Genomic DNA, 25,571 nt, shown 5'->3' on the forward strand with positions numbered 1-25,571 from the left:
ATGCCGAAGGTGAACTGCACAGAGTGCGGACGGGACGTGGGGATGCACGAGTTAGAAGCGAAGACGGTGACCCAACGGGACGGGTTCGACACGCGCTATCGGTGTCCGTACTGTCGGACGGACATGGAGGACGTGACGGAGCGTCTGGTGTAGGATCGACCGGTCCCGCCGGTCCCGCCGGTCCCGCCGCGGTTTCTCGGGAGAAAAGCGCCGGGAGCCGAGGCGTTACGCCTGGTCCCGGTCGAGGTCGAGGTCGAACTGTTCGTTCTCCACGACGGCGTTGAGGACGACGCTCGTGTTCGACTCGCGGATGTCCGCGTCGGTCAGCAGTTCCTTTATCTGGCGGTTCATCCCGTCCGTGTCGCGGAACTTCCCGACGGCGATGACGTCGTAGTCGCCGGTGACCTCGTACACAGATATCATCTGCTTCTGTTCTTCGAGTCGGTCGGTGATGTCGGGAAGCGCGCTCCCCTCGACTTTGAGTTGGATGACCGCGGTGACGTCGTAACCGAGTGCGTCGTAGTTCACCCGCGGCGTGTACCCCTCGATGACACCCTCGTCCTCCAAGTCGCGGAGGTGATTGGAGACGGTCGTCACCGAGACGTCCAACTCCTCGGCGAGACTCCGGAGACTCGCGCGTCCGTCGCCGAGTAGTGCGTTGATGAGTTTCGCGTCGAGGTTTTCGTACGTCATTACACCCACCCACTCGTGCGGGGCATTAGAATTTTACGAATATCCAATTCTGCAGCGCGGACGGGGGATTTGCGGTAAGCGATAACGTCTTTATACGGGAAGTGCACGACTCAGAGTGTCCAGGAACATGACGGACGAAAACACGACCAATCGCGAGGTAGCACCCGACGGCGGGTTGAGTTCGGCGGCCCAAGACGTCATCGACGAGATTGAGGAGAACGACGTCGACTTCCTTCGTCTCCAGTTTACCGATATTCTCGGCACGGTGAAGAACGTCGCCGTCCCGGCCACGCAGGCCGAGAAGGCGTTCGCCGAGGGCATCTATTTCGACGGTTCGAGCATCGAGGGCTTCGTTCGCATCCAGGAGTCCGACATGCGCCTCAAGCCCGACCCCGAGACGTTCGCCATCCTCCCGTGGCGCGACGGCCGGTCCGCGCGCCTCATCTGCGACGTCATCAACACGTCCACGGGCAAACCGTTCGAGGGCGACCCGCGGTACGTCCTCAAGAAGGCGATCGCGCGCGCGGAGGAGATGGGCTTCAAGGTCAACGCCGCGCCCGAACCCGAGTTCTTCCTGTTCGAGGAGGACGAGGAGGGCCGCGCGACGACGAAGACGAACGACGCCGGCGGCTACTTCGACCTCGCGCCGAAGGACCTCGCCTCCGACGTCCGCCGCGACATCATCTACGGCCTCGAACAGATGGACTTCGAGATAGAGGCCAGCCACCACGAAGTCGCGCAGGGCCAACACGAGATCAACTTCGAGTACGACGACGCCCTGACGACGGCCGACAACGTGGGGACGTTCCGCACCGTCGTCCGTGCCATCGCCGCGCAACACGACCTGCACGCGACGTTCATGCCCAAGCCCATCGCCCGCATCAACGGGTCCGGCATGCACACCCACTTCTCGCTCTTCACCGAGGACGGCGAGAACGCGTTCCACGACGAGGACGACGAGTTCAACCTCTCCGACACCGCCCACTCGTTCCTCGCGGGCGTCCTCGAACACGCGCCGGCCATCACCGCCATCGCCAACCCGACGGTGAACTCCTACAAGCGACTCGTCCCCGGGTACGAGGCTCCCGTCTACGTCGCGTGGTCCGACCGCAACCGCTCGGCCCTCGTCCGCAAGCCGGCGGCGCGCGTCCCGGCGGCCTCCCGCGTCGAACTCCGTTCGCCCGACCCGTCCTGCAACCCCTACCTCGCGCTGGCGGTCATCATCGAGGCCGGCCTCGACGGCATCAAGAAGGGCCTCGACGCGCCCGACCCGGTCCGCGAGAACATCTACGAGTTCGACGAGAAGAAACGCGAGGAGTACGGCATCGAGACGCTTCCGGGTAACCTCGGCGAGGCGGTTTCGGCCCTCGAAGAGGACGAGGTCGTCCGGGGCGCACTCGGCGAACACGTCTCCGAGAAGTTCATCGAAGCGAAGACGCAGGAGTACGACGAGTTCCGCGTGGACGTCAGCGACTGGGAACTCGACCGCTACCTCGAGACGTTCTGACGGCCGCCGACCCCAACTCTCTCCTTTCTTTCTTCGCTCGCGCACCGAGAGCGACGCCCGCGAACGGAGTCCGCGACCCGTCAGCGACGGATCACCGACGACGCCGCGAACGGTAGTGCGAGGAGGCCCGCGCCGCCGACTGCGCCCGCGACGACGACGAGGACGGCGACGGTGGACAGTTCCGCGACGGCGACCATCGCCCCGAGGAGAACCGGGAGTCCGACGCCGCCGACGACCGCGGAGGCGGCCGAACGGTCGAGCGTCGCCGCGTCCGCGCGGCGGCCGAGGTACCGCCACGTCGCCGCCGCGCCCGCCGCTGTCCCGACACCGAGGAGCAGTTCGCTCTCCGAGGGGGCGACGACGAGGGCCGCGGCGACGAGAGCGAAGGCGACGGCGAACGCGGCGGTCACCTGCGCCCGCGACGGGTCGAGAACCGGCGCGGCGGCGGACTCCCCCCGGTCCGACAGGCGCGCCATCGCCGCGAGGAAGGCGACGCCGACGGCGACGCCGGCGGCCACGTCCGCGAGGTAGTGGACGCCGAGGACGACGCGGGACGCGGCGACGAGAGGAATCACCGCGCCCACGACGGAGAGGCGGCGGCGTCGAGTGCCGACGCCAGTGAGGAGCGCGATTCCGCCCCAGAAGACGGTCGCACCGAGGGCGTGACCGCTCGGGAAGCCGAACCCGTCTTCGGCGGCGAGGGGCGGACGGGGCAGCGCAAACACGTGTTTCAGGCCGAGCGTGAGGCCGAGCGCCCCGAGACCGAGTGCGAGTGCGAACGCCGCGCCCCGACGCGAGAGACCGGACCGCGAGCCGACGACGTACGCGAGCGTCACGGCCGCGAGACAGATCCACGCGTTTCCGAGGTGCGTCACGAGGCCGAAGGCCGAGACGACGAACTCCGGGAGCGAACGCGCCGCCGCGAGTTCGCCGATTCCGCGCGCGGCGACGGGGAGTTCGCCGACGGGGAGCAACGCGCCGAGGGCGGGTTCGGAGGGGACGGTGCGAGACATATCGGTCCGGTGGCCGGTCGAGGAACATATACGTCCCGGAGACGGGCGGACGGGAGCGAGGAAGGGCGGACGGTGCGTCGGCGGTGCGGTGTCGAAGGCGGAGGAGCGTTCGGCGGTCAGGCGCGCTTGTCGCGGACCCAATCGACGAGGCGTCCGGGGAAGCCGACGGCGTTCAAGCCGACGCCGAAGATGACGAACAGGACGTACAGGCCGAGCGTCGAGAGGTAGATGATGAGCATGGCGGCCACCGAGAGCAGGTCGTCCTGCAGGAAGGCGAACGCCGCGATGGTCGTCACCGTCCCGTACAGGAGGACGAGATACGGGCCCCAACCGCGGGCTTTGCTGCGCCGCATCCGGCTTCTGACGTAGCGTTTCAACTCCGATTCGAGTTCGGGTTTCTCGACGGTCCGAGCGTCGACGTCGTCCTCGAAGCCGTCGAGGTCCGCGCGAAGCTCCTCGATTCGCCGTTCGAGTTGCTCGATGTCGGGGGCCCCGCGCGGGTCCACGTCGGCCTGACTCTCACCCTCGGTGGCGTCTGCGCGTTCGTCGTCGTCCACACTCATCGTTCTGTCATCACGTCGAACGCTACCGTGTTGTACTTGCCGGTCGATATCAGTTCGGTCATTCGGTTTCCCCTCGGTGGTAACCTTCCCCGCGAGGACGGCGTTTATCACCGCGCCGAACAGCACGAGGATGCCCGAGAAGTAGAACCACGTCATCAGAAGGAGGATGGCACCGAGCGCTCCGGCGACGGACGACCCCGCGACGGAGGCGTAGAGGCCGAACCCGACGCCGAGGGCCGACCAGCCGACGGCGGCGAAGACGGTTCCCGGAAGCGCCTGCCGCGGCGTGAGACCGACGTCGGGGAACACGTAGTACAGCGGGAAGAACGCCACGCAGAGGAGTCCCAACAGGAGGAGCGGGCTCAACAGGTCGAGTACGGGTACGTCGAGTGCGGCGATGGCCGCCGTGGCGGCGGCGACACCGAGCGTTCCGATTCCGATGGCGACGAGTGCGATTCCGCCGTCCTGCAGTTGATCGGCGATGCCGCCCGCGTTCGACCCGTAGATGCGCGAGAAGGCGATGTCGAGGCCGCGGAACAGCTTCAACGCGCCCCACGTGGTGATGACGAGACTCACGATCGAGAGCGCCCCCTGTCCGGCCGGGTCGCCGAGGGCCTCCGTGACCACCTGCGACCCCGCGGGGAGGAGATACTCGCCCGCGAGTTCCTGCACGAGCGTCTGCAGTTCCTCGCCGCCGACGTACGTCGCGACGACGATACCCAGCGTCAGAAGCGGAATGAGAGAGACGAGCGTGTAGTAGGAGATGCTCGCGGCGAGGAACGTCACCTCGCGCTCTTGGACGGTTTCGAACACCGACCGAACGACCGGGACTTGATTTCGAATCCGAACGCTCACGGGCGTACTTGGCCCGAGAGCCACAAGAATGTGCGTCCCGCCGACAGGAACCGGGACGCCCTCGCAGTCGGGGACGGGGTTTACTCCGCCGTCGCCTCGCGCATCTCGGCTATCGAGGCGTCGGTCTTGAACGCCGTCCCCGAGTAGTGCGCGCGCGTCGCCTCGAACCCCGCCTCGCGCAGTCGGCCGACGAACTCGTCCATGGCGCTGGCGGACCGCCCCCACTGCTTGCAGAGGCGGTGTTGGTCGTAGTGCGTGGGCCGGTCGAGTTCGCCGGCGAGGGTGTCGAGCATCTCCTTCGCGCGGCGTTCGGACCCCATCTCCTCGGTCACGCGCCCGCGCACCTCGCGGGCGAAGTCGGGGTCGCAGACCGGGCCGAGCCATATCGGTCCGGCGACGAGGAGGCGACCGCTCCCGCAGACGGAACACTCCTCCGGCGGGTGCGCGACGAGGCCGAACTCGTGGTCGCGGGCGAGGCAGTCCTCGCAGTGGTAGACGTGGCCGAGGTTCTCGACGGCCTCGTCGGCTTTCGTCGCCCGCGCGTCGAGTTCGAGGTACGTCCGGGCGTAGTGGCGGGTCACGTGCGAGAGAATCGGCACCGCCGCCTTGTCGTATCGCGCCGCGGTGCGGACCATCGCCGAGAGGAGGACCCGGAGGCCCATCTCGGAGTGGTAGTCGGTGTTCTGCGGGACGCACCCGTACTTACGGATGCCGCTCTTCTGGTGTGCGCCGCAGAGCGGTGCGGTGTCCGTCGCGGTGACGCAGACCAGATCACGGGTGTTCGCGAACGCCGCGTCGGCGAACGGGACGGGCGTTCCGAACGGGTCCAAGTCCACCACGTCGAACACGGAGTCGTGCATGAGTGCGTTCGCGTCGCGGAGGACCGCCTCGCCGGGCAGGTCGTTCCGGTCGAAGTTGCGCCGCGCGAGTTCGACCGCCTCCTCCTCGACGTCGGCGCAGGTCACGTCGAACCCCGCCGCCGCCGCGCGGACGCCGCGGATTCCGCTGGCGGCCATCGCGTCGAGGTACGTCTCGGCGCGGGGTTCTCGCTCTCTGTACGCCCGGAGCACCGCGACGGTCACGTCGCGGTTGAGTTCCTGCGTCGGGTTGTAGAAGACGTCGTCGCCGGCCCCTTCTGACGCGCCGTCTCGCGCGCCGGGGACCTCGACCGCTATCTCTCCCTCGCGAACGTCCATACAGTGACGCCCGCGCCGCGCGGCGAAAAAGGGACTGATGACGGACGAGGACGCCGAACGGAGCCCGGCGCGCCGCGAGACTCCGCCCCGCGAGGCTGGCATCGGTGCCGTTTTGTCCCGCAGTGGCCAAGTCACAGTCGTGAGAACGGTGGGCGACGACCACGACTCCGAGGGGGACGACGGACCCGACCCGGAGACCGAACCGGACGGGGGCGGCGCGGCGGCCGACGCGTCCGACTCGGCGACCGAACCGGCCGAGAGCGACGGTGACGAGTTCGTCGTCCCCACGGACGCGGAACTCGAACGGGAGGCGGACTGGCGGGCGGAGTTGGCCGACGCCGGGCGACTGACCGCCTCGGCGGTCGATACGCTCGTCACCCTCCACGGCGCGCGCGGCAGTCGCGCCATCGAGGCGGTCTCCGAGAAACGGGTGAAGCGCTACCGCGATTTCACCGTCGTCGTCGGCTACGAGGAGGAGTACGTCGTCGAGGACGGCGGGTGCACCTGCAAGGACAGTTCGTACAACCTCGACACCGAGGACCCGAACCAGCGGTGTTGGCACGTCCTCGCCGCCGCCGTCGCCGAGCGAATCGGCGAGGTGGACCACCACGACATGTGGTACTCCGACGTGCGCGAGTTCCTGTAACCTCCGTTCGACGCGCCCTCTCGACCGACCCCCGAATCCGTCGGGCACTCCGGTATACTTTCGTCGCTACTCCTCGAACCCGCGAGCGAGATGCCAACCATCGACGAGAAGCGCGTCTACACCGACAACACCGGCACGGAGACGGTGTTCGTCGCCACGAGCGTCGGCCTCGTCTCGGTGTCGGTGTCGGACGACTTGGTGGGCGGGTTCGGCGTCGCCCACCGGTGTTCGGCCCGCGACGTGGCCGTCGAACGCGGGACGGCCGACTCGACTGTCGCCGTCGCGGCGGACGAGGGCGTGTTCGCGGCGACGGCGGCCGAGGCGAACCCCGAATCGCCGGAGTCGGCGACGTTCGAGGAGACGGGGTTCGGCCCCGCCTCGGCCGTCGGGTTCGACGGTTCGACGCTCCTCGCCGCCGACGAGGACGGACGCGTCGCGCGGTTCGAGGCGGACGAGGACGCGGCGGGAGACGGCGGAGATGTCGGCGACGGGGAGTGGGAAACGGTCGGAACGGCCGGGGCGGTTCGCGCCCTCGACGGCGACTTGGTGGCCGCGGCGGACGGCGTCCACCGGGTGACCGACGACGGACTCGCCCCGGCGGGACTCGACGACGCGCAGGACGTGGTGGTCGGCGCGGACGCCGCCGTCGCGCCCCTCGCGGCGACCGGAGCCGGCCTGTTCAAACTCGGAAACGGCTGGATGGAGGAACTGACGGGCGCGTTCGACGCGGTGGCGGCGTCCGCGGACGGCCGCCGACACGCCGTCTCCGAGGGCGACCTGTTCGCCCGGGGAGACGACGGCGAGTGGGCCGTCGCGCCCCTCCCCGTCGAGGAGGACGTCGCCGCCGTCGCCCACGGCGTCGCCGCGACGTACGCCGTCACTGACGCGGGCACGTTCCTCGTCAAAGCGGACCGGAGCGAGGAGGCAGAGAGACCGGAACTGTCGTGGCGACACCAGGTGCTCGGCCTGCGCGACGTCGGCGGCGTCGCGGTCCGCTGAGCGTCCAAACGGCGACCGTTCGGCCGGAGCGTCGGAACCGCTCTCGGGGCGGAGCGACCGCGACGAGACGAAAACGGGTTTAACGCGCGGCGAAGATGCTCGCACATGATCGTACCCGGCGCAGCTTCGCAAGGGTTGGCGGCGGCACTCGCGGAGGAACTGGGCGAACCGCTTTCGGCGGCGACGTACGACCGCTTCCCGGACGGCGAGACGTTGGCCGCCGTCCCGGAGTTCGAGGGGGGCGAACGGGCCGTCGTCGTCGCCACCACCGACTCGAACGACGCGTGGGTCGAACTGCTGCAACTGCAGGACGCCGTCCGCGAGGCCGGGGCGTCGGAAGTCGTCACCGTCCTCCCGTACATGGGCTACGCGCGGCAGGACGAGGCGTTCGAGGACGGCCACCCCGTCTCCGCCCGCGCGATGGCGCGGGCCGTCTCGGCCACCGCCGACCGAATCGTCCTCGTGAACCCCCACGAGGAGAAAGTCGCGGACTTCTTCGACGCGCACGTGACCGTGGTGGACGCCGCCTCCTGCCTCGCGGACCCCCTCCCGGACGACTTGGAGGACCCGCTCTTTCTGTCGCCAGACGCCGGCGCGATCGAACTCGCGAGCGCCGTCCGCGACGCCTACGGGCGCGGCGAGACGGACTACTTCGAGAAGGTGCGCCACTCCGGAACCGACGTGGAGATCACGCCCAGCGACGCCGACGCCGCGAACCGCGACGTGGTCATCGCCGACGACATCATCGCCACCGGGTCGACGATGAGTCAGGCCATCGGCCACCTGGACGAGGGCGGAGCGAACCGCGTCTTCGCCGCCTGCGTCCACGCCCTCCTCGTGCGGAACGCGCGGACGAAACTCGAACGCGCCGGCGTCGAACGCGTGTTCGGCACCGACACCGTCGAACGCGACGTCAGCGCGGTCAGCGTCGCGCCGTTCGTCGCCGCCGCCGTCGATTCGGTCGAAGTGACCGAGTGAGCGTCTCGCGCGTCGCTGGATCCCCGCTGGGAGATTGGAAACGCTCATGTGGACCGGACGGCGAGTCGTTCGATATGGGACAGTACGGTTCACTCGACTACCCCCGCATGACCAAACTCGGTGTCGCCCTCGGACTCAGCCTGTTCGCCGTCGGTGCGGCGGGCAACATGGTCGTTCCCGCCCTCCTCGGTCCGCTTCCCGGCTGGGAGCGGACGCTGTTCTTCGACGCGGAAGCCATCGGCGTCGCGCTCACACTCCTCTCGCCGTTCGTCTTCGGCATCGCCCTGCCGCTTACGGAGTGACGCGGTGACCGACGCCGACCCGTTGTTTCCCGACGCCGACTCGCGGTTCGTCGTGGAGTCGGACTGTAAGCGGTGTCCGGCGCTCGCGGCGTGCCGAAACCGCATCTCGTGGGGTAACGGCTCCCGCGAGGCGGACGTGTTCGTCGTCGGGGAGGCCCCCGGCGCGGGCGAACCAAACGCCGACCGCTGGCGCGGCGGCAACCACACCGGGTTGGCCTACACCACCCGCCACTCCGGTCGGCGCGTCCGCCGACTGCTGGCCGCCGTCGGCCACCCGGACGCGTACTACACGAACGCCGTGAAGTGCTTCCCCCGCGCCGAGGACGGCGAGACGAACCGCGAACCGACCGCAGAGGAGCGTGCGAACTGCCGCGCGCACCTCGAAACCGAACTCGAACGGGTCGAACCGGAGGTGGTCGTCGCCACCGGCAAGCACGCGACGAAGACGATGCTCGCGTTCGACGGGAAGTCGCTCGACGGGTTCGTCGATTCGGTTCTCGAACCGGTCGAACTCGACGCCTTCGACGCGACGCTCCTGCCCGTACTCCACCCCTCCTACCAGGACGTGTGGGTGTCGCGGTTGGGCTACTCGCCGGCGGAGTACGAGGCGGCGATACGCGAACGGTTGCCCTGAGAACCGACCGACCGACCGTCGGAACCGAAGCGTCCGACGGCACCCGAACGTTCTTTGAGCGTCCGAGAGACGAACCGCACATGAGCGACGACGAGACCATCTTCGAGAAGATAATCGCCCGAGAGATACCCGCCCGTATCGTCTACGAGACGGACGCGGTTCTCGCGTTCCTCGACGCGAACCCGTTGGCTCCGGGGCACACCCTCGTCGTCCCGAAGGAGGCGTACGAACGCGTCGGCGAGATGCCCGACGACGTGGCGTCGGAGGTGTTCGCCGCGGTACACGAACTGACGCCGAAGGTGGAGGACGCCGCGAACGCCGACGCGGTGACCGTCGGTATCAACGACGGCGAGGCCGCCGGGCAGGAAGTCCCGCACGTCCACGTCCACCTCGTCCCCCGGTTCGAGGGCGACGGCGGCGGGCCGATACACGCCGTCGCGGGCGACCGACCGGACCTCTCCGACGAGGAACTCGACGCCATCGCCGACGAGATATCCGACGCCGAAGCCTGAACGACCGACGCGTCGCTTTCGACGCTCGGATGCGCTCGGCCCTTCTCGTCGACGAAGTTTCGACTGATTGACGCGAGCGTCCGCCGACCGGTGGTTTAAATCGGAAGCCCGGACCACGGCAGAGTATGTCGAACGACGAACCCTCGGCGGTCGCTCTCGTCGGGACCACCGGCGGGGCGGGGACGACGCGATGCGCAGTCGAGACGGCGGCGGCCCTCGCGGCCGACGGCCGAGACGTCGCGGTTCTCGACGCCGCCTTCGCCACGCAGGGACTCTCAGACTACGTTTCCGGGTCGTTAGACCCCGACCTGACCGCGCTTCTGACCGACGAGGCGGACGCGCCGCTTTCGGAGGGTCTCGTCGAACTCGGACTCGACGCGCCGGGCATCGTCGCGTGTTGTCCCGCGAACGCCCCCTTCGAACGACTCGCGCGGGCGAAGTCCGCGGACGCCGCGCGTCGGTTCGAGGCGCGGATCGAGGAGGCCGCGGCGGCGTACGACCACGTGGTCGTGGACGTACCGCCCGTCGCGGCGAATCAGGCCGTCGCCGCCGTCAACGCCTGCGACCGGGTGTGTCTCGTCGCGCCGGGTACCACGCGGGGCGCGGACGCCGTCCAGCGGATGCGCGGCCGACTCACCGACCTCGGGGCGGAGACGGACTTCGTCGTCGCGACGCGCGGCGAACTCCGGACCGCGGACGCGTCCGTCCCCGAGAGCGACGCGACCGAACCCGCTTCCTGTCCGTCCTGCCTCGACGGCGACGACGACTCGTTCGCCGCCGGCGTCGGACGCCTCGCCGCCGCCGCGTTCGAGACGGAGTTAGACGACGCTTTCGGGGGCGGCGGACTCCTCGAAAGCGTCGGTCGGTACGTGCGAGGGTAAGCGGGGCGAGAGAGCGAACCGGCGGAGAGGAGAGAGAAGAAGCGTACCCGTCAGAACGTCTCGCCTGGGGCGCTCATCGTCTCCGCGAGGGCCTCCCGTTTCTCCACGAGCGCGTCGCCCGAGAGCGGTGCCGCCGCGTCGCGCCGCGTCGCCTCGGCGAGTTCCGTCACCGGGTCGTGCGTCTCCACGTAGGCCGCGAGTGCGAACTCCGCCTCGTCCGCGCCGGAGAGTTCCAACGCGTCCGCGCGGGAGAGTTCACCCGTCAACCAATCGCGGAGCACCCGCCGCGCCATCGGGGCCAACGGCGTCACGCCCTCCACGCCGCACCGGTGGAGCACCTTCGCCGCGGTGACGGAGGCGACGGACGCCGCCCGCCCGGCGTCGCCGACGCTGTCTCCCTCCCCGTACCGTTCGAGGACGGTCAGCGCCGCCTCCGGCGTGCAGGGGAGTTTCTCAGCGTGCGCACGGAGGCGCGCCGCCACGTCCACCTCCGTGTCGTCTACGGTCGCGACGCCGCGTTCGACCTGCTTCGTGGTCACTTCCAGACCCGCGGCGATGTCCGATAGTCCCATTGCGGCGACGTACACCCTCACTAAGTTAAACAGTTTCGTGCGAGTATCAAGAGAGATAACTGAAGCGTACCGGTCACCGGTACGTTCACCCGGCCGAACGGGGGTCGAAACGGACCGTCCGTCCCTCCTTTAAATACTCCTTCGGAACCAAGTTTCAGATGTGATGAGCAAGGCACGCTCGACGCAGACCGAATCCGCGCGGACGAACCGAACGCAGACGAACGAGACGGACGAGACGGACGAGACGCAGGCCGGCGAGGCGGCCCGAACCGAGGGCGAGAGCGAACGGGCGCGGGAGGGGGCGACCCGGACGTGTCCCGAGTGCGGCGGGCGGCTTCACGCCGAGGACGGGGAGACGGTCTGCGCCGACTGCGGCCTCGTCGTCTCGGAGTACCGCATCGACCACGGCCCCGAGTGGCGGTCGTTCGCGGACGACGACCGGAACCCCAAGCGCACCGGCGCGCCGTTGACGCGTTCGCGCCACGACAAGGGCCTCTCGACCGAAATCGGCCGTTCGACGCGCGTGAAGGGGCGGAAGCGCCGCCGCCTCGCCCGGATGCGCCGCCAGCACAACCGCGCCCGCATCTCCACGAAACGCGAGCGGAATCAGGTGTACGCGTTCACGGAGATTCACCGCCTGACGGGCGCGCTCTCGCTCCCGGACCGCATCCGCGACCACGCGTGTTCGCTGTTCACGTCGGCGCAGAAGGAGGACCTGCTCCGCGGGCGGTCGCTGGAGGGTTTCGCCGCCGCCTGCGTCTACGCCGCCTGCCGCGTCGCCGGCGTCTCCCGGACCACCGACGAGGTGACTGAGGCGGCCAAGGCGACGGCGGACGAGCAGTCGGCCGCCTACGACGCGCTGAACCGCGAACTCGGCCTGCCGGTCGGCCCCATCGACCCCGCCGAGTACATCCCGCGGTTCGCCTCGGAACTCGACCTCCGCGGCGAGGCGGAACGCCGCGCCCGCGAGTACGCCGCGGAGGCGTCCGAGCGCGGCCTGTCGGTCGGGCGAAATCCGAGCGGCGTCGCGGCGGCGTGCCTCTACACCGCCGCGCGCGATACGGAGGCCGGAGTGACGCAGAAGGAGGCGGCCGACGTGGCGGGCGTCACGCCGGTGACGCTCCGGAGCACCTACACCGACCTGCGCGACGCCGACGGCGACGAGTAACCCGACGAAGATTCGACGCGCGTACCGCCGACCGCCGATTGACGGCCGACGACCAACCGCCGACTACTGACGACCGTCGATTGACGACCGACGACCGACTGCTGCCCGTTCTTCGTCGACGCGAGAAGGAGAGCGACGCGACCGTTTCGTTCAGACCCGCCGACACCGAGCGACGGCCGAGGCCAGTTCTTCGACGGCGCGCCCGGCCCGACTCGACGGCGCGCACCGCGTGACGGGGCGGCACTCGGCGACGGCGCGTCCGACGCGGGGGTCGGCCGGGACGACCACCGCCGGCGCGCCGAGAACCTCCTCGAACGCCTCCGTCGGCGGGTCCGCCACCGCGCGGTTCACCGCGACGGCGACGAGGCCGGCGTCGAGTTCCCGCGCGAGTTCCCGCGTTCGAACGGCGTCGGCGAGTGCGTACGGGCGCGGCGACGCGACGACGACGCACGCGTCCGCGACGGCGAGGGGCACGCCCGCGTCGGCTTTCATCCCCGCCGGGCAGTCGACCACCACGTCCCCGTACGCGCGTTCGACGGCGCGGAGGGCGTCGTCGAGGCGGGTCACGTCGGCCGCGCGTGCGCCCGCGAGGGAGCGTCCGCAGGGGAGAATCGTGACGGGACCGACGCCGTCTCTGACCGCCTCGACCGGGTCGGCCCGCCCCGCGAGGACGTCGTGGAGGTCCGGGCCGCGGCCGGTCGGCAGGTCGGCCATCCCCAAGTCGGCGTCCACCACCGCGGCGTCGAGGGCCGCGCCGAGTTCGAACGCCAGCGTGGACTTGCCGACGCCGCCCTTCCCACCGGTGACGGCGAGAATCACGCCATCCTCCCGACGCCCTCGACGACCGGTCCGGCGTCGGCGTCGGCCGCCCTGTCCGCGAGTCGTTCCGCACTCGCCGCGAACGCTCGAAGCGCCTCCTCGTCGGTCGCGACGCGTTCGGGGAGCGACGAGACGCCCTCGTACCCGCCGCTTGCTTCGAGGACTTCGGCGGCATCCGCGGCGGAGGCGTCGGTCAACCGTTCGGCGCGGACGACGCGCGCTCTGACCTCGGCCAACCACGAGGCGACGGACTCGGGAACGCCCGTCGCGGCGGCGGACGACGGTCGGGGAGCGACCGCCGGTTCGGTCGCGGCGTCGAGTCCGAGTTCGGCGTCGTCGCCCGGAGGGGATTCGATATCGCCGTCGGCGGTGCATCGAGCGTCGATGGCCGCCGGGCCGGATTTCGGCCCGTCGTCGGGTTCTGCGTCGTTCTCCGGATCGTCTTCGTCCCCGCCGAGGCGGTTCGCGGCGTTCCGCGGGGTCGTATCGCCGAGTCCGGGTACGGCGTCGGCCGGCGGGCGGGCGCGGCCGAGTGATCGAACCGCGTGCGCGACTCCATTTCCCTCGTCGCCGTCCTCTGCGCGGCCGAGCGATTCGACGGCGACGGGCGCCGAATCGTCTCGTTCGTCGGTTTCGACGGGACAGGCGTAGCCGACGGCGACGGTCCCCTCGGCGGGGACGACGCCCTCGTACCCCTCGTCGTCCCACCCCGACTCCGCGACGCCCTCGCGGCGCGGCGGACAGACGGGGCCGTCGAGCACGTTTCGGACCCGAACGCGGCGCGCGACGGGCGCGTCGTTGTGAACGCGGACGGAGACGAGCGTCGCCCCCGCGACGGATTCGACGGAGCAGTCGTGGTACACGGGGTGGTTGGCCGCCCGACCCTACATAAATCACCGGACGACGACGGGTGCGCGGAGGAAGTCGCCCGCGGAGTCCGGACCGCCGAACGCGCCGGCGACGGCGGGGGAGACGACCACCGGGGCGCGAACGTCCGCGAGGCGCGCGACGGCGAGTGCCGCCGCCACCGCGGGGCCGTCGTAGTCGCCCGGTTCCGCGCCCGCGTCGGCGTCGAACGCGTCCGGGACGGCGGCGACGGCGGCGGCGAACTCCCCGTAGACGAACCCCGCCAGCGACCGCCGGACGGAGCGTTCGAGGTTCCCCACCCGGTCTTGGAGCCTCAGTCGCTCCTCCCTCGCGTCGCGCGCCTTCCGGGCCTCGGATTCGAGGAGTTCGAGGCGCTGACGGGCGGCGATTCGGTCGGTGGCGACTTCCGAGAGTCGAGTCATCGTCTCCGAGAGTTCCGCCTCCGCCTCGGCGACTGCCTCGCCGGCGCGCCCATCACCGTCGCCGATATCGTCGCGTTCGCGGTGGGCGGTGAGACGCCCGCGGAGCGTCGCCACTCGCTCTCTCAGACGCTCCGTCTCCGCGCCCGCCTCGGCGGCGCGGCGGCGGGCCGCCTCCACGTCGGCGGGCGACGGCGGCCGAACCGACGCCAGTTCTTCTCGAACGGCGGCGAGTTCGTCGGACGCGGGCGCGGCGTGACCGCGAGTTCGCGCGAGTGCCACGAGTGCCCCCCGTCGGTCGAACGACGCCTCGGGGTCGATTCGTGCGACGTACTCGTGGACCGGCCCCGGCGGCGGGCAGACGACTTCGGGTCCGTCCGCGGGGGCGGGGCGTCCGACCCGAATCGCGCGGCGAACCGCCTCCGCGGAGACGGACGCCTCTCGAAGGTCGAGTACGCTCCCCGAGAACGTCTCGCCGGAGGGGAGGCGCACGCGCGGCGCGTCGCGTCCGGTCGACGCCGGTCGCTCGGCGGTCACAGGTCGCGGGCGCGCATCGCCGCCGAGTCGGGATGGTCAGTGCCGGCGGCGAACTTGTCGTACGGCGTGCTCTTGGCCTCCCGGGCCTCGTACGCCGCGGCGGCCTCCCGAACCTCGTCGCGGACGGCGGCGTACTCGTTGAACGGTTCGGTTCGTTCCACCTGCACGTCGTGGCCGTGCTTCTCGCGGAGGCGGCAGGCGAGGAACGCGCCGAACTCCGTCTCCTTGAACAGGGCGGCGCGCCCGAACCGACGGACGACCACGTCCTCGTGCGTTCGACAGGCGTTCCGAAGCGTCTCGCGCGCGTCCCGAGCGTAAGTCACGACCAACAACACGGATATCTTGAAAGTAACGTCTGCTGAGAAAAATCCCCCGAAGCGTCGTCGGGCGTCACCGGACGTCGTCCGGTGGGTCGTCGAGGCACCCTCGACGGCGGTTACAGTCGGTTCACGTCGAACTGGAGCGTTCCCGATTTCTCGTCCAACAGGTCGTGGACGCGTTCGCGGGCGTCGGACTCGCTCTCGGCGACGACGACGAGTCCGTGCGCGCGGCCGTCGCCCGTCGCTTGGTACGGCCGCACCCCGTCCTCACCCTCGAAGTCCGTCGCGTACGTCCGGAGGACGGTGACGACTCGCTGTTCGGTCGCCGCGAGGTCCGACTCGCCGGACTCGAAGTCGCGGAGGGCCTCCTCGACGTTGCGGAGGGCGGAGATGCGGTCCATCTTACGTCGTCCGCAGGTGGTTCGTCCGCGGTTCGTACACCTCGCCCTTCCGGCGGAGGCTCTCTATCTCCTGTTCGGCCTTGCCCTCCTTCAGGTCGAGTTCCTCCTCGGCGCGCTTGAGGACCTCTTCGACCGGCGCGCCCTCCTCGTACTCCTCCTCGATGTCGCTGATGAGGGCCTTGAGGTTCTTGATACGGTCGCGTTGGTTCTTCGAGGTGCCCGTCTCCACGATGTCGGCGTCGAACTCGCCCGTCTCGGGGTCCATCCCGATGTCGCGCAGGCAGGACTCGACGATGGTGGTGACGCGGTCCGCGTCCTCCTCGGTCACCTTGTCGGAGAGGCGGACGCGCGCGGACGCCTCCGCGAGGCGGACGAGGGCTTCGAGTTTCCGGGCCGTCACCGGCACCGGGGCGTCCTCGTCGGCCCCCTTCGCGCGGAAGTTCACGTAGAAGTCGCGGATGACCTCCTTCGCCTCCTCGGTCATCGTCGGGAAGCAGGTGCGCTTCGCGTACGCGATGTACTTCCGCAGGAGTTCGGCCTCGATGTCGGGGGCGACTTCCTGCGTGACGTTGTCGACTTCCTCCTCGGTGAACTCGGAGTTGGTGATGCTCGTCCGTTGGGTGTGGAGTTCGCCCGCGTAGTTCGTGTTGATGATGTGCTCCGCGAGTTCGGCGTCGGACTCGGGGTCCGGGTCGTCCGTGACGGTGAAGATGAGGTCGAACCGCGAGATGAGGGCGGGTTCGAGGTCGATCTGCTCGCCGATGGACTCGTACTGGTCGAAGCGGCCGTACTTTGGGTTCGCCGCGCCGAGGAGCGAACACCGCGACTTCAGCGTCGCGTTGATGCCGGCCTTCGACACCGAAATCTGCTGCTGCTCTAACCCTTCGTGCATCGCAGAGCGGTCCTCGGGGCGCATCTTGTCGAGTTCGTCCACCGCGGCGATGCCCTTGTCCGCGAGGACGAGGGCACCGGCCTCCAGCGTCCACTGTTGGCCGTCGCCGAAGTCGTCGCGGACGGCGGCGGCGGTCAGACCCGCCGAGGAGGAACCCTTCCCCGACGTGTAGACGGACCGCGGCGCGATGTTCCGGATGTACTGCAGCATCTGGGACTTCCCGGTACCGGGGTCGCCGATGAGGAGCATGTGCAGGTCGCCGCGGATGCGGGACCCGTCCGGGAGGTGCTTGGTCACGCCCGAGAACAGTTGGAGAATCATCGCGAGTTTCTCCTGTTCGTAGCCGTAGATGGAGGGCGCGACGGAGGCGATCATCTTGTCGTAGATGTCGTCGGCGTTCGACAGTTCGACGATTTCGGCCACGTCCTCCTCGGAGATGTCCATGTCCTCGAACTCCTCGTCCTCTATCTCGACGGCGACGCCGTCCATGTAGAGGTCGAAGATGGGCGTCTTCTCCTGACCCGACGTCTGCTGTTCGATGTGGAGGACGCCCGTGACGGTGACGTGGTCGCCCGCGGTGACCTTCCCCGTCACGTCGTCCTCGATGTCGATATCGATGCTCTGCGGCGTCTCGCCGCCCCGCAGGCCCTCGGGGCTCTCTTGGACGCGGAGTTTCTGCGAGTCGATGAACTCGGACTGGTCGAAGTTGACGTGGAACGGTCCCTGTCGCTCGCAGCCCTGACACTCGTGCGGTTCTTGGAACCCGCTGTCGGTCTGCGGGATGTACGTCATCGTCCCGCAGCGTTGGCACTCGAACGCCGCCTCCGTGATCTTCGGGCGGACGTCCGTCGCCTTCCGGACGATGCCCTGCACGGCGACCATCCGACCGATGTGGTCGTCGTGGACGCGGATGTTGCGGATGTCGACCGTGTCGGGGAGGTTCCGGAGGCGGACGTGCGCCTGCCCGAGTTTGACGTCCGCCGGGAGGTCGTACAGGCGGAGGCCCTCCTCGGCGTACTCGCGTATCTGATCGGGCTTCTTCCGGTAGTCCTCCGCGAGGTCGGCGTCGAACTGGTACAAGTCCTCGTAGTCGACGTACAGCGAACGCTGCTCGTTGGGGTACTTCTGGGCGAGTTTCCCTATCTCGTCCCGGTAGTACTTCCGGTAGAACTGTATGAACCGGTCGGTGAGGTCTGTGTTCGGGTCCTGCGGGGCCTGCGCCATCGATAGAGGCTACGTCCTGCATCGAATAAGAGTCTTCGCCACGCGCGCGACCCCTCCCCCTTATCGGGGGAGTCCGAGCGGAAGGTACGGGCGCGCACCGGCGGGTGAGACGAGAGGCCGAGATGAGGGAGAGAGCGGTCGAGACGGATCAGAACGAGACGTTCGTCTCGATGTCCTCGGTGGCGTCGCGGAGTCCGTCGTGGTGGGCGTCCACGTCGAGGCGCGAGGAGAGTTCCGCGTCGGTGAGGAGTTCCTCGAACTCGTCGCGGAAGCGGTGGTTCGCGCGCGTCGCCTCCGCCGTCGCCTCGACGACGCGGCGGTAGCGCGCGACCGTCTCGGCGTCGGCGTCCAAGTTCGCGGCGCACGCCTCGTCGTCCGCGCCCTCGGCGACGAGCGAACGGAGGTCGTCGAACTCGAACGGCGCGTCGCGGTCCGCCTCGCCGACGAGGTGGAGGTCCATCCGGGCGCGGAACACCGTCTCCGCGTCGGCGTCGGCGTCGAGTTCCGCGGCGATTTCGTCGTCGTCCGCCCCCTCGTAGAAGCCGAAGACGACCCGCTTGAGGTCGGCGTCGCCGAGACCGCTCTCGAACTCGTAGCGGTCGCGCATCCGCGAGACGAGTTCGCCCACCCGTTCGGTCACCCGCCGGTCGTCGCCGTCGTCCACCAACGACCCCGGGCCCTCCTCCTGCGATTCCGTCACGGTGTCCGAGCCCGTGGCGTCGATGAAGATGTCTCGGAGTTTGGCCGTCTTCTCGTCCATAGGTAGATCTCTCAGGGCGTGAAGCACGAAAAACTTACTGGGGCGACGCATCCAAATACCGGACTGTCGGCCGAATCCGCGTCGTACGAGGACCGCCGCCGATGTTCGTCAACCGAACGATTCATTGTGGTTTACGAGACACGGAGGTACATGGCGACTGAAACGGAGTCGGTCGAACTCGTCGGCGACGAGTCCGCGCGGAATATCGCGCGCGCGGTGCTCTTCGCCGCCGTGACGAGTGCGACCGCGCCCGTCGATCTAGTCCACCCCCTCGTACCGAACGTTCCGATAACGCTCCAGACGCTGTGGGTCTTCCTCGCCGGCGTCGTCCTCGGTCCCCTGTGGGCGGGCGTCTCCTTCGTCCTCTACGCGGTGGGCGGGGTGATCGGCCTCCCGGTGTTCGCCGGGGGGTCGAGCGGTCTCGGCGTCCTCCTCGGGCCGACCGGCGGGTTCATCGTCGGATTCCCCGTCGCCGCCTCCGCGGTGGGCCTCGTCGCGCACGGCACCGGTAGTCTCTCCGCGCCGGGCGACATCCCCCTCCCGCGAATCGTCGCGGCGATGGTCGCCGGGTCGGCGGTCATCTACGCCGTCGGCGCGGTTGGGTTCTCCGTCGTCCAGGGCATCGGTCTGCTGGCCGCCGTCTCGGCTGTCGTGATACCGTTCCTCCCCGTCGCGGCCGTGAAGATAGCCGTCGCCGCGGCGGTGACGCGAAGCGACGCCATCGTCGCGCGGTGACGTCGTGAGGCGAACGCGATGATCGCCGTCCGCAACCTCACCCACCGCTACGGCGAGGTGACGGCCGTCGACGACGTGAGCCTGACCGTCGAAGACGGGTCGTTCGTCCTGCTCGCGGGGGCGAACGGGTCCGGGAAGACGACGCTGGTGCGCCACTTCAACGGCCTCCTCTCGCCGGACGAGGGGGCCGTCGAGGTGAACGGCCGCCCCGTCGCCGAGGACGTGGTGACCGCCCGAACCGCCGTCGGGATGGTGTTTCAGGACCCCCGCGACGGGTTCGTCGCCTCGACGGTGCGCGCGGACGTGGCGTTCGGCCCCGAGAACCTCGGCCTCGAGAGGGCGGAGATACGTCGGCGCGTCGAGTCAGCGTTGGCGGCCGTCCGCATGGCCGACCGGGGCGACGCCCGCATCGAGGAACTCTCGGGCGGCGAACGCGAACGCGTCGCCATCGCGGGCGCGTTGGCGATGGAACCGGACCACCTCGTGTTGGACGAACCGTTCACCGGACTCGACTGGCCCGCGCGGACGGCCGTCCTCGACAGACTCGAACACCTGCGCGACGCCGGCACCGGCGTCGTCGTCGTCACGCACGACCTGCGGGACGTGTCGGAACTCGCCGACCGGACGGTGGTGATGTCGGAGGGGCGAGTCGAACTCGACTCGTCGGACCCCTCACCCGACCGCCTGCGGGAACTCGGCGTCCGCCCGCCGCCCGAAGCCGGATCGGAGTCGGCGTCGGAGGCAGAGACGGGGACGGACGCCGCGTCGCGCCGGCGCGCGAACGAGCGACGATGATCTCCTACGCGCCGGGCGACTCCGCGGCCCACCGCCTCGACCCGCGGACAAAACTCGGGTTTCAGGCGGCGTTCGCACTCGCGGCGTTCGCGCACACGACGCCCCGCGGACTCGCCGTCCTGACCGTCGTCGCCCTCGGCGTCCTCGCGGCGTCGCGGACGCCCCTCCTCGGGACGGTGCGGGCGTACCGAGCGTTTCTCCCCTTCCTCGTCGCCGGTCCCCTCTTGGCGGCGGTGACGCTCCGGCCCCCCCACGTCGTCCCCGCGGCGGCCGTCTACCCCGCACTTTCGAGTTACCGTGTCGTCCTCGTCCTCCTCGTGAGTACCGCGTACATCCGGACGACGCCCGTGCGGGACTCGCGGGCGGCCATCCAACGCGTCGTCCCCGGGCGCGTCGGCGTCCTCCTCGGGGCGGGCGTGGGGTTCGTCCTCCGCTTTCTCCCCCTCCTGAAGCGCGACTTGGCGACGATTCGCTCGGCGACGGACGCGCGACTCGGCGACCGGCGCGGCCTGCGCGAACGGATGCGCCTCGTCGCGGAGACGGGCCTCCGACGCCTGTTTCTCCGGTCGGACCGCTTCGCCCTCGCGCTTCAGGCCCGCTGTTTCGCGTGGAACCCGACGCTCCCGGAACTCTCCTTCTCGCGGGCGGACGCGGCGGGCCTCGCGGCGACGGCGATGCTGGTCGCCGCGGCGTTCGTCTGACCGCCGGGCGACGGCGACGCCCGCCCCGTCTCTCTGATAAGCGGGTCGGTGGTGGCAAGATTTAATCCCGCGCTTCCCGCCGTATCGACCATGACACTCTTGCAGGCGGAACCGACCCGAGAGACGTTCTGGACCGTCGGGCCGGTCGGCGAGGCGGTCTTCTACGGCCTCGCGGCGATGGCTATCTTGATCTTCTGCTACGGCGTCTACGAACGGTTCGCGCGGTACGCCCGTGGCGGGGCCGACCCCTTCGACAGAGTCAACGACCTGCCGGGGCGAGTCGTTCGCGCGTCCCGGGTCGTCCTCTCGAACGAGAAGCAGTTCGACCGGGACCTGTTCGCCGGGGTGATGCACGCGTTCATCCTTTGGGGCTTCCTGACGCTCCTCATCGGGACGACCATTCTGATGGTCGATATGGACATCTACCGCCGCCTGACGGGCACCTCGTTCTTCACGGGCGACTTCTACCTCTCGTACTCGTTCGTGATGGACGCCCTCGGGTTCCTGTTCGTCGTCGGCGTCGGCATGGCCATCTACCGTCGGTACGTCGTCCGCCAAGAGCGACTGTGGGGGAAACACACCGGCTTCGAGGACGACGTGTTCGTCTGGACGCTGTTCGTCCTCGGCGTCGGCGGGTACGTCATCGAGGGCCTCCGCATCGTCGGCACGGAGTTCCCCGCGTGGGAGACGGTGTCGTTCGTCGGCTACTTCGTCGCCCTCGCCTTCGACGCCGCCGGGGTGACGCCCGGACTCGCGGCGACGCTCTACTGGGTCGGGTGGTGGTCCCACGCCCTCGTCGCCCTCGGGTTCGTCGCGTTCCTCCCGTACGCGAAGCCGTTCCACATGATCTCCTCGTTCGCCAACGTCGTCGCCCGCGACGAGAAGGCGGGCAAGCGCCTCCCGGGCGTCCCAGAGGACGCCGCGCCCGACGAGATAGGCTACACCGGAATCGAGGACCTCTCGTGGAAGCAACTGCTCGACACCGACGCCTGCACCAAGTGCGGCCGGTGTTCGTCGGTCTGCCCCGCCAAGGAGGCGGGACGCCCCCTCGACCCGCGCGACGTGATTCTCGACCTGAAGTCCTACCGCGAGAGCCTCGACGCCGGGGAGACGGAACCGGTGGACATCGTCGCGGACGGCGGGCGGTCCGTCATCGCCGCCGAGACGATGGAGTCGTGCGTCGCCTGCATGGCCTGCATGGACTCCTGCCCCGTCGATATCGAACACCTCAGCCACTTCACGGAGATGAACCGCCGCCTCACCGAGACGGGCCAGATGCAGGAACCCGTCCAGGAGGCGATGATGAACGTCTTCCAGAACGGCAACGCGTTCGGCGACCCGGCCCGCAAGCGACCGGAGTGGACCGAGGAACTCGACTTCGAGGTGCCCGACGCCCGCGAGGAACCCGTCGAGTACCTCTGGTACGTCGGCGACTACCCCTCCTACGACGAGCGGAACCGCCGCGTCGCGCGCTCTCTGGCCCGCCTGTTCGAACTCGCCGGCGTCTCCTACGGCATCCTCTACGAGGACGAACAGAACGACGGCAACGACGTGCGGCGCGTCGGCGAGGAGGGCCTCTACGAGATGCTCGTCGAGGACAACGCCGCCGCGTTCGACGCCTGCGAGTTCGAGACGGTGGTCTGCACCGACCCCCACTCGTACAACACGTTCGAGAACGAGTACCCGGAGATGGCCCCCGACTTCGACTACCCCGTCTACCACTACACGCAGGTGGTCGAATCGCTGGTGAAGGAGGGCGAGATCGAACTCGACGGGACGGAGCTCGACTACACCGTCACGTACCACGACCCGTGTCACCTCGGTCGGTACAACGACGAGTACGACGCCCCGAGGGAACTCGTCCGGGCGACGGGCGCGCGGTTGGCCGAGATGCCCCGCAACCGCGAGGACTCGTTCTGTTGCGGCGGCGGGGGCGGCGGCCTCTGGATGGACCACGACGAGACGAAAAAGCCGAGCGAGGAACGACTCCGCGAGGCCCTCGAAGATACCGAGGCCGGGCGCGCAGTCGAGAAGTTCGTCGTCGCCTGCCCGATGTGCGGCACGATGTACGAGGACGGCCGCAAGACCGGCGACTTCGAGGAGGACATCGAGATTATCGACGTGGCGGAACTCCTCGTGGAGGCGTTGGAGTCGAAACGGGGGGGCGTCGCGGAAACCGAGACGGGGTCGGACGACGGCACGACGCCCGCGTCGGCGGACTGAAGCGTCGACGCCGGAGGACCTCGCCGCCTCAGGAGTCGGCGTCCCCGCCGTCTCCCTCTTCTTTCTCGTGTCGCCGCCGCAGTTGGTCCACGAGGTTGAGGTGCATGAGGTGCAGGTGCATCCCGATGCCGAACAGGAGCAGTCCCATGCCGACGAAGATGAGGGGGAGGAGGACGGCGTTGACTGCGCTCGGAACGCTGTCGAGGTTGTACGGGAGTCTGCCGACGAGAGCGAGGAGGAACGCGGCGAGGATGACGCCGAACCCGGCCCTGACGAACCGGGAGTACCGCCCCAGTTGGTCGATTCGGTCCTCTATCTCGCCGGTGTCGAGTGCGCGTTCGTCGTCTGTCATCGTGAGGGGTGGCCGCTGAACCGCGCTATCTGAACGTGAACCCTCCGTCCTTCGGTCGCCGAGGTGCGGACCGGCGGCTAGCGGAGGGATAAAACGGAGGAGTAGCGAGGAGACGGCCTCAGTTCATCGGGTACTCTTTCTGGAAGCCGCGGAACTCCGTGCGGTGGGCCTCCTCGTCGGCGAGGATGGTGACCGCGAGGTCCTCCGTCACGGGGTCGTCCGCTTCGCGCGCGGCGTTGACGAGCGACCGGTACGTCTCGATGGCGTCCTCCTCCGCCGTGAGGACGCCCTCGATGACCGAGACGACGTCCGTGCTGTCTTCCGGCGGTTGGAGATCCATCTGGTTCGCCTCGAACTCGGCGGACCCCGGCGGCTTCGCGTCGAGTTGCTTCAGGCGGTTCCCCAACATCTCGGCGTGGTTGAGTTCCTCTTGGATGTCCTCCTGAAGCGACTCTTTGACCTCCTCCGCGTGGACGCCGTCGAGGACGATGGAGTTGGTCAAGTAGTTCATCACCGTCTCCAGTTCGTCCAGATACGCCTCTTTGAGTATAGACGTGATTTGGTCTGCCATCTCGGTAAGATGTTGGCCCGCCGAGAACTAATAACTACCCGCCGCGGGGCGTCTCTCGGCTCTCAGTCCAGAAATCCGACCAGTTCGACGGCGTAGCCGTCGGGGTCCTCGACGAACGCGGCGCGGGCGTTCGCCTCCTCGATAGTCATCGGTTCGTGGACGACCGGACAGCCCGTCTCCTCGACGACGCGTTCGAACTCGGCGTCCACGTCGTCCACCTCGACGGCGACGTGGTCCACGCCCGAGGGGTCCACCGACTCGTCGCTCTCAGGGTCGTACTTGAACTGCAGTTCCAAGCCGTCTTCGCCGCCGACGTACACGTTGCGGACGCCGTCGAGGGTGAACTCGTGGGCGAATTCGAGTCCGAGCGTCTCGTAGAAATCGAGCGTCGCGTCCACGTCCGACACGTCGAGCGCCGTATGGATGAGTCGCATGGCGGTCAGACGACCGCACTCGTGAAATATCGGTCGGTCAGGCCCGGGAGGCGTCCACGTCGATGGCGTCCACGGGGCAGATATCGACGCAGAGCATGCAGTCGATGCACTGGTCCTCGCGCGTCGGTTCGACCTTCCTCTCGCTTTCGGGGTGGTCGGGCGTGTCCACCCACGTGAACACGTCCACGGGGCAGTTCTCCAGACACGCGCCGTCGGCGACGCAGATGTCGTAATCGACGGCGACGTGCGTGCCGTGGATGCCGAGTTTCTCCGGCGGGTCCACGGGGCCCCAGACGGCCACCCCGTTCTCCTCGCCGACGTTCTCGCGGTTCGCATCGAAGTTCGGATCGATTCCCATTTGGCGGCAGTAATCGCCCGGCCGTACTAAAGCGTCCGACTCGGAGATCGGCGACTCGACGCGGGCGGAGGCGCGACTCGGGCCGCCTCGCGTGACACCCAAGTGATCGACGCGCGTCCCCGTACTCATGCCGCGCGTCAACGAGTCGGACGTCGAGTGGACGGAGAACGAACGCGGAGAGACGCGGTTCCGCCGGAAGCAACTCGGGGCCGCCGCGGACGCGGACCGCCTCGGCGCGAGTCTCTACGAACTCCCGCCTGGGGCGTCGTCGTGGCCTTACCACTACCACGCGGGCAACGAGGAGGCGGTGTACGTCCTCTCGGGGACGGGCGTCCTCCGGACACCGGAGGGCGAATCGGCCGTCGAACCGGGCGACTTCGCCGTCTTTCCGGACGGCGAGTCCGGCGCGCACCGCCTGCGGAACGACGGCGACGAACCGCTTCGCTACCTCGCCGTCTCGACGATGAGAGACCCCGACGTGACCGTCTACCCCGACTCCGAGAAGGTGGGCGTGTTCGCCGGGTCGCCGCCCGGCGGACGCGAGGAACGGACCGTCTCCGGCTACTTTCGGCGCGAGGACGCGGTGGACTACTGGGTCGGCGAGGAGGAGTCGGAACGCGACGGGCGAGAATAGACGAGGCGAC

General features: G+C 69.1%; 31 protein-coding genes. 15 read left to right on the forward strand and 16 right to left on the reverse strand.

Annotation, left to right across the window (positions count from 1 at the left end; genetic code table 11):
* Positions 1–153, forward strand: a complete 153-nt coding sequence (locus ACFQEV_RS18005; protein ID WP_175454452.1) for a hypothetical protein — start codon at positions 1–3, stop codon at positions 151–153.
* Positions 154–225: 72 nt separating this feature from the next.
* Here the strand turns inward: ACFQEV_RS18005 and lrp are convergent, their stop codons facing one another.
* A complete protein-coding gene (gene lrp, locus ACFQEV_RS18010) occupies positions 226–693 on the reverse strand; it encodes an HTH-type transcriptional regulator Lrp (RefSeq protein WP_379699021.1) in 468 nt (155 codons plus the stop codon).
* Positions 694–820: 127 nt separating this feature from the next.
* On the opposite strand from lrp, the gene glnA reads away from it, so the two are divergent.
* Positions 821–2,200, forward strand: coding sequence for a type I glutamate--ammonia ligase (glnA, locus tag ACFQEV_RS18015; protein WP_379699023.1), 1,380 nt, complete (start codon positions 821–823; stop codon positions 2,198–2,200).
* Between the two features lie 80 nt (positions 2,201–2,280).
* On the opposite strand, the gene ACFQEV_RS18020 is transcribed toward glnA, so the two are convergent.
* The 3 genes from ACFQEV_RS18020 to ACFQEV_RS18030 all read right to left on the reverse strand — a co-directional run bounded on the left by ACFQEV_RS18020 (position 2,281) and on the right by ACFQEV_RS18030 (position 5,827).
* Positions 2,281–3,213, reverse strand: a complete 933-nt coding sequence (locus ACFQEV_RS18020; protein WP_379699025.1) for a phosphatase PAP2 family protein — start codon at positions 3,211–3,213, stop codon at positions 2,281–2,283.
* A 116-nt stretch (positions 3,214–3,329) separates the two neighbouring features.
* Positions 3,330–4,631: a YihY/virulence factor BrkB family protein gene (locus ACFQEV_RS18025; protein ID WP_379699027.1), complete on the reverse strand. Its 1,302-nt coding sequence runs from the start codon at positions 4,629–4,631 to the stop codon at positions 3,330–3,332.
* A gap of 80 nt (positions 4,632–4,711) precedes the next feature.
* Positions 4,712–5,827 carry a tRNA (guanine(26)-N(2))-dimethyltransferase gene (locus ACFQEV_RS18030; protein WP_379699029.1) on the reverse strand — a complete coding sequence of 372 codons (1,116 nt, stop codon included), beginning with the start codon at positions 5,825–5,827 and terminating at the stop codon, positions 4,712–4,714.
* 328 nt (positions 5,828–6,155) lie between these two features.
* On the opposite strand from ACFQEV_RS18030, the gene ACFQEV_RS18035 reads away from it, so the two are divergent.
* The 7 genes from ACFQEV_RS18035 (at position 6,156) to ACFQEV_RS18065 (ending at position 10,779) form a co-directional block, all read left to right on the forward strand.
* Positions 6,156–6,473, forward strand: coding sequence for a hypothetical protein (locus tag ACFQEV_RS18035; protein WP_379699935.1), 318 nt, complete (start codon positions 6,156–6,158; stop codon positions 6,471–6,473).
* Positions 6,474–6,563: 90 nt separating this feature from the next.
* Entirely contained in the window at positions 6,564–7,472 is a 909-nt protein-coding gene (locus ACFQEV_RS18040; protein WP_379699031.1) for an HVO_0234 family beta-propeller protein, read from the forward strand.
* A gap of 105 nt (positions 7,473–7,577) precedes the next feature.
* Positions 7,578–8,450 (forward strand): ribose-phosphate diphosphokinase, encoded by an 873-nt coding sequence (locus ACFQEV_RS18045; protein WP_379699033.1) that lies wholly within the window; start codon positions 7,578–7,580, stop codon positions 8,448–8,450.
* A 74-nt stretch (positions 8,451–8,524) separates the two neighbouring features.
* Positions 8,525–8,752 (forward strand): DUF7860 family protein, encoded by a 228-nt coding sequence (locus ACFQEV_RS18050; protein WP_379699035.1) that lies wholly within the window; start codon positions 8,525–8,527, stop codon positions 8,750–8,752.
* Between the two features lie 4 nt (positions 8,753–8,756).
* Positions 8,757–9,386, forward strand: coding sequence for a uracil-DNA glycosylase (locus tag ACFQEV_RS18055; RefSeq protein WP_379699037.1), 630 nt, complete (start codon positions 8,757–8,759; stop codon positions 9,384–9,386).
* Between the two features lie 80 nt (positions 9,387–9,466).
* Entirely contained in the window at positions 9,467–9,898 is a 432-nt protein-coding gene (locus ACFQEV_RS18060) for an HIT family protein (protein ID WP_379699039.1), read from the forward strand.
* 125 nt (positions 9,899–10,023) lie between these two features.
* Positions 10,024–10,779: a ParA family protein gene (locus ACFQEV_RS18065; protein ID WP_379699041.1), complete on the forward strand. Its 756-nt coding sequence runs from the start codon at positions 10,024–10,026 to the stop codon at positions 10,777–10,779.
* A 50-nt stretch (positions 10,780–10,829) separates the two neighbouring features.
* On the opposite strand, the gene ACFQEV_RS18070 is transcribed toward ACFQEV_RS18065, so the two are convergent.
* Complete coding sequence (locus ACFQEV_RS18070; RefSeq protein ID WP_379699043.1) at positions 10,830–11,351, reverse strand: DUF7858 family protein; 522 nt, start codon at positions 11,349–11,351, stop codon at positions 10,830–10,832.
* Between the two features lie 163 nt (positions 11,352–11,514).
* On the opposite strand from ACFQEV_RS18070, the gene ACFQEV_RS18075 reads away from it, so the two are divergent.
* On the forward strand, positions 11,515–12,519 hold the full coding sequence (locus ACFQEV_RS18075; protein ID WP_379699045.1) for a transcription initiation factor IIB: 1,005 nt from the start codon (positions 11,515–11,517) through the stop codon (positions 12,517–12,519).
* A 150-nt stretch (positions 12,520–12,669) separates the two neighbouring features.
* On the opposite strand, the gene ACFQEV_RS18080 is transcribed toward ACFQEV_RS18075, so the two are convergent.
* From ACFQEV_RS18080 to ACFQEV_RS18110, 7 genes are all read right to left on the reverse strand, one after another.
* Positions 12,670–13,338 (reverse strand): MinD/ParA family ATP-binding protein, encoded by a 669-nt coding sequence (locus ACFQEV_RS18080; protein WP_379699047.1) that lies wholly within the window; start codon positions 13,336–13,338, stop codon positions 12,670–12,672.
* Entirely contained in the window at positions 13,335–14,201 is an 867-nt protein-coding gene (locus ACFQEV_RS18085; RefSeq protein WP_379699049.1) for a DUF7857 domain-containing protein, read from the reverse strand. Before ACFQEV_RS18085 ends, ACFQEV_RS18080 begins: the two co-directional genes overlap by 4 nt.
* Before the next feature lie 30 nt (positions 14,202–14,231).
* Positions 14,232–15,116, reverse strand: a complete 885-nt coding sequence (locus tag ACFQEV_RS18090) for a DUF7856 family protein (protein ID WP_379699051.1) — start codon at positions 15,114–15,116, stop codon at positions 14,232–14,234.
* A gap of 41 nt (positions 15,117–15,157) precedes the next feature.
* Positions 15,158–15,496, reverse strand: a complete 339-nt coding sequence (locus ACFQEV_RS18095) for a DUF7855 family protein (protein ID WP_379699053.1) — start codon at positions 15,494–15,496, stop codon at positions 15,158–15,160.
* 101 nt (positions 15,497–15,597) lie between these two features.
* Complete coding sequence (locus tag ACFQEV_RS18100; protein ID WP_379699055.1) at positions 15,598–15,882, reverse strand: DUF7854 family protein; 285 nt, start codon at positions 15,880–15,882, stop codon at positions 15,598–15,600.
* A gap of 1 nt (position 15,883) precedes the next feature.
* On the reverse strand, positions 15,884–17,998 hold the full coding sequence (locus tag ACFQEV_RS18105) for a minichromosome maintenance protein MCM (protein WP_379699057.1): 2,115 nt from the start codon (positions 17,996–17,998) through the stop codon (positions 15,884–15,886).
* Between the two features lie 148 nt (positions 17,999–18,146).
* Positions 18,147–18,758: a conditioned medium-induced protein 4 gene (locus tag ACFQEV_RS18110; protein WP_379699059.1), complete on the reverse strand. Its 612-nt coding sequence runs from the start codon at positions 18,756–18,758 to the stop codon at positions 18,147–18,149.
* 150 nt (positions 18,759–18,908) lie between these two features.
* On the opposite strand from ACFQEV_RS18110, the gene ACFQEV_RS18115 reads away from it, so the two are divergent.
* The 4 genes from ACFQEV_RS18115 to ACFQEV_RS18130 all read left to right on the forward strand — a co-directional run bounded on the left by ACFQEV_RS18115 (position 18,909) and on the right by ACFQEV_RS18130 (position 23,212).
* A complete protein-coding gene (locus tag ACFQEV_RS18115; protein WP_379699061.1) occupies positions 18,909–19,493 on the forward strand; it encodes a biotin transporter BioY in 585 nt (194 codons plus the stop codon).
* A gap of 18 nt (positions 19,494–19,511) precedes the next feature.
* Complete coding sequence (locus ACFQEV_RS18120) at positions 19,512–20,288, forward strand: energy-coupling factor ABC transporter ATP-binding protein (protein WP_379699063.1); 777 nt, start codon at positions 19,512–19,514, stop codon at positions 20,286–20,288.
* On the forward strand, positions 20,285–20,989 hold the full coding sequence (locus ACFQEV_RS18125; protein ID WP_379699065.1) for an energy-coupling factor transporter transmembrane component T family protein: 705 nt from the start codon (positions 20,285–20,287) through the stop codon (positions 20,987–20,989). Before ACFQEV_RS18120 ends, ACFQEV_RS18125 begins: the two co-directional genes overlap by 4 nt.
* Before the next feature lie 90 nt (positions 20,990–21,079).
* The gene (locus tag ACFQEV_RS18130) at positions 21,080–23,212 is read left to right on the forward strand and encodes a (Fe-S)-binding protein (RefSeq protein ID WP_379699067.1); all 2,133 of its coding nucleotides are present in this window, start codon (positions 21,080–21,082) and stop codon (positions 23,210–23,212) included.
* Between the two features lie 28 nt (positions 23,213–23,240).
* On the opposite strand, the gene ACFQEV_RS18135 is transcribed toward ACFQEV_RS18130, so the two are convergent.
* The 4 genes from ACFQEV_RS18135 to ACFQEV_RS18150 all read right to left on the reverse strand — a co-directional run bounded on the left by ACFQEV_RS18135 (position 23,241) and on the right by ACFQEV_RS18150 (position 24,927).
* Positions 23,241–23,564, reverse strand: coding sequence for a hypothetical protein (locus ACFQEV_RS18135; RefSeq protein WP_379699069.1), 324 nt, complete (start codon positions 23,562–23,564; stop codon positions 23,241–23,243).
* Positions 23,565–23,682: 118 nt separating this feature from the next.
* The gene (locus ACFQEV_RS18140; RefSeq protein WP_379699071.1) at positions 23,683–24,135 is read right to left on the reverse strand and encodes a ferritin-like domain-containing protein; all 453 of its coding nucleotides are present in this window, start codon (positions 24,133–24,135) and stop codon (positions 23,683–23,685) included.
* 62 nt (positions 24,136–24,197) lie between these two features.
* Positions 24,198–24,569: a VOC family protein gene (locus ACFQEV_RS18145; protein ID WP_379699073.1), complete on the reverse strand. Its 372-nt coding sequence runs from the start codon at positions 24,567–24,569 to the stop codon at positions 24,198–24,200.
* 37 nt (positions 24,570–24,606) lie between these two features.
* Positions 24,607–24,927 carry a 4Fe-4S dicluster domain-containing protein gene (locus tag ACFQEV_RS18150; RefSeq protein WP_379699075.1) on the reverse strand — a complete coding sequence of 107 codons (321 nt, stop codon included), beginning with the start codon at positions 24,925–24,927 and terminating at the stop codon, positions 24,607–24,609.
* Positions 24,928–25,054: 127 nt separating this feature from the next.
* Between ACFQEV_RS18150 and ACFQEV_RS18155 the strand changes: the two genes are divergently transcribed.
* The gene (locus tag ACFQEV_RS18155) at positions 25,055–25,561 is read left to right on the forward strand and encodes a cupin domain-containing protein (RefSeq protein WP_379699077.1); all 507 of its coding nucleotides are present in this window, start codon (positions 25,055–25,057) and stop codon (positions 25,559–25,561) included.
* Positions 25,562–25,571 lie beyond the last annotated feature (10 nt).

The organism is Halopelagius fulvigenes (assembly GCF_042662625.1).
GTDB lineage: Archaea > Halobacteriota > Halobacteria > Halobacteriales > Haloferacaceae > Halopelagius > Halopelagius fulvigenes.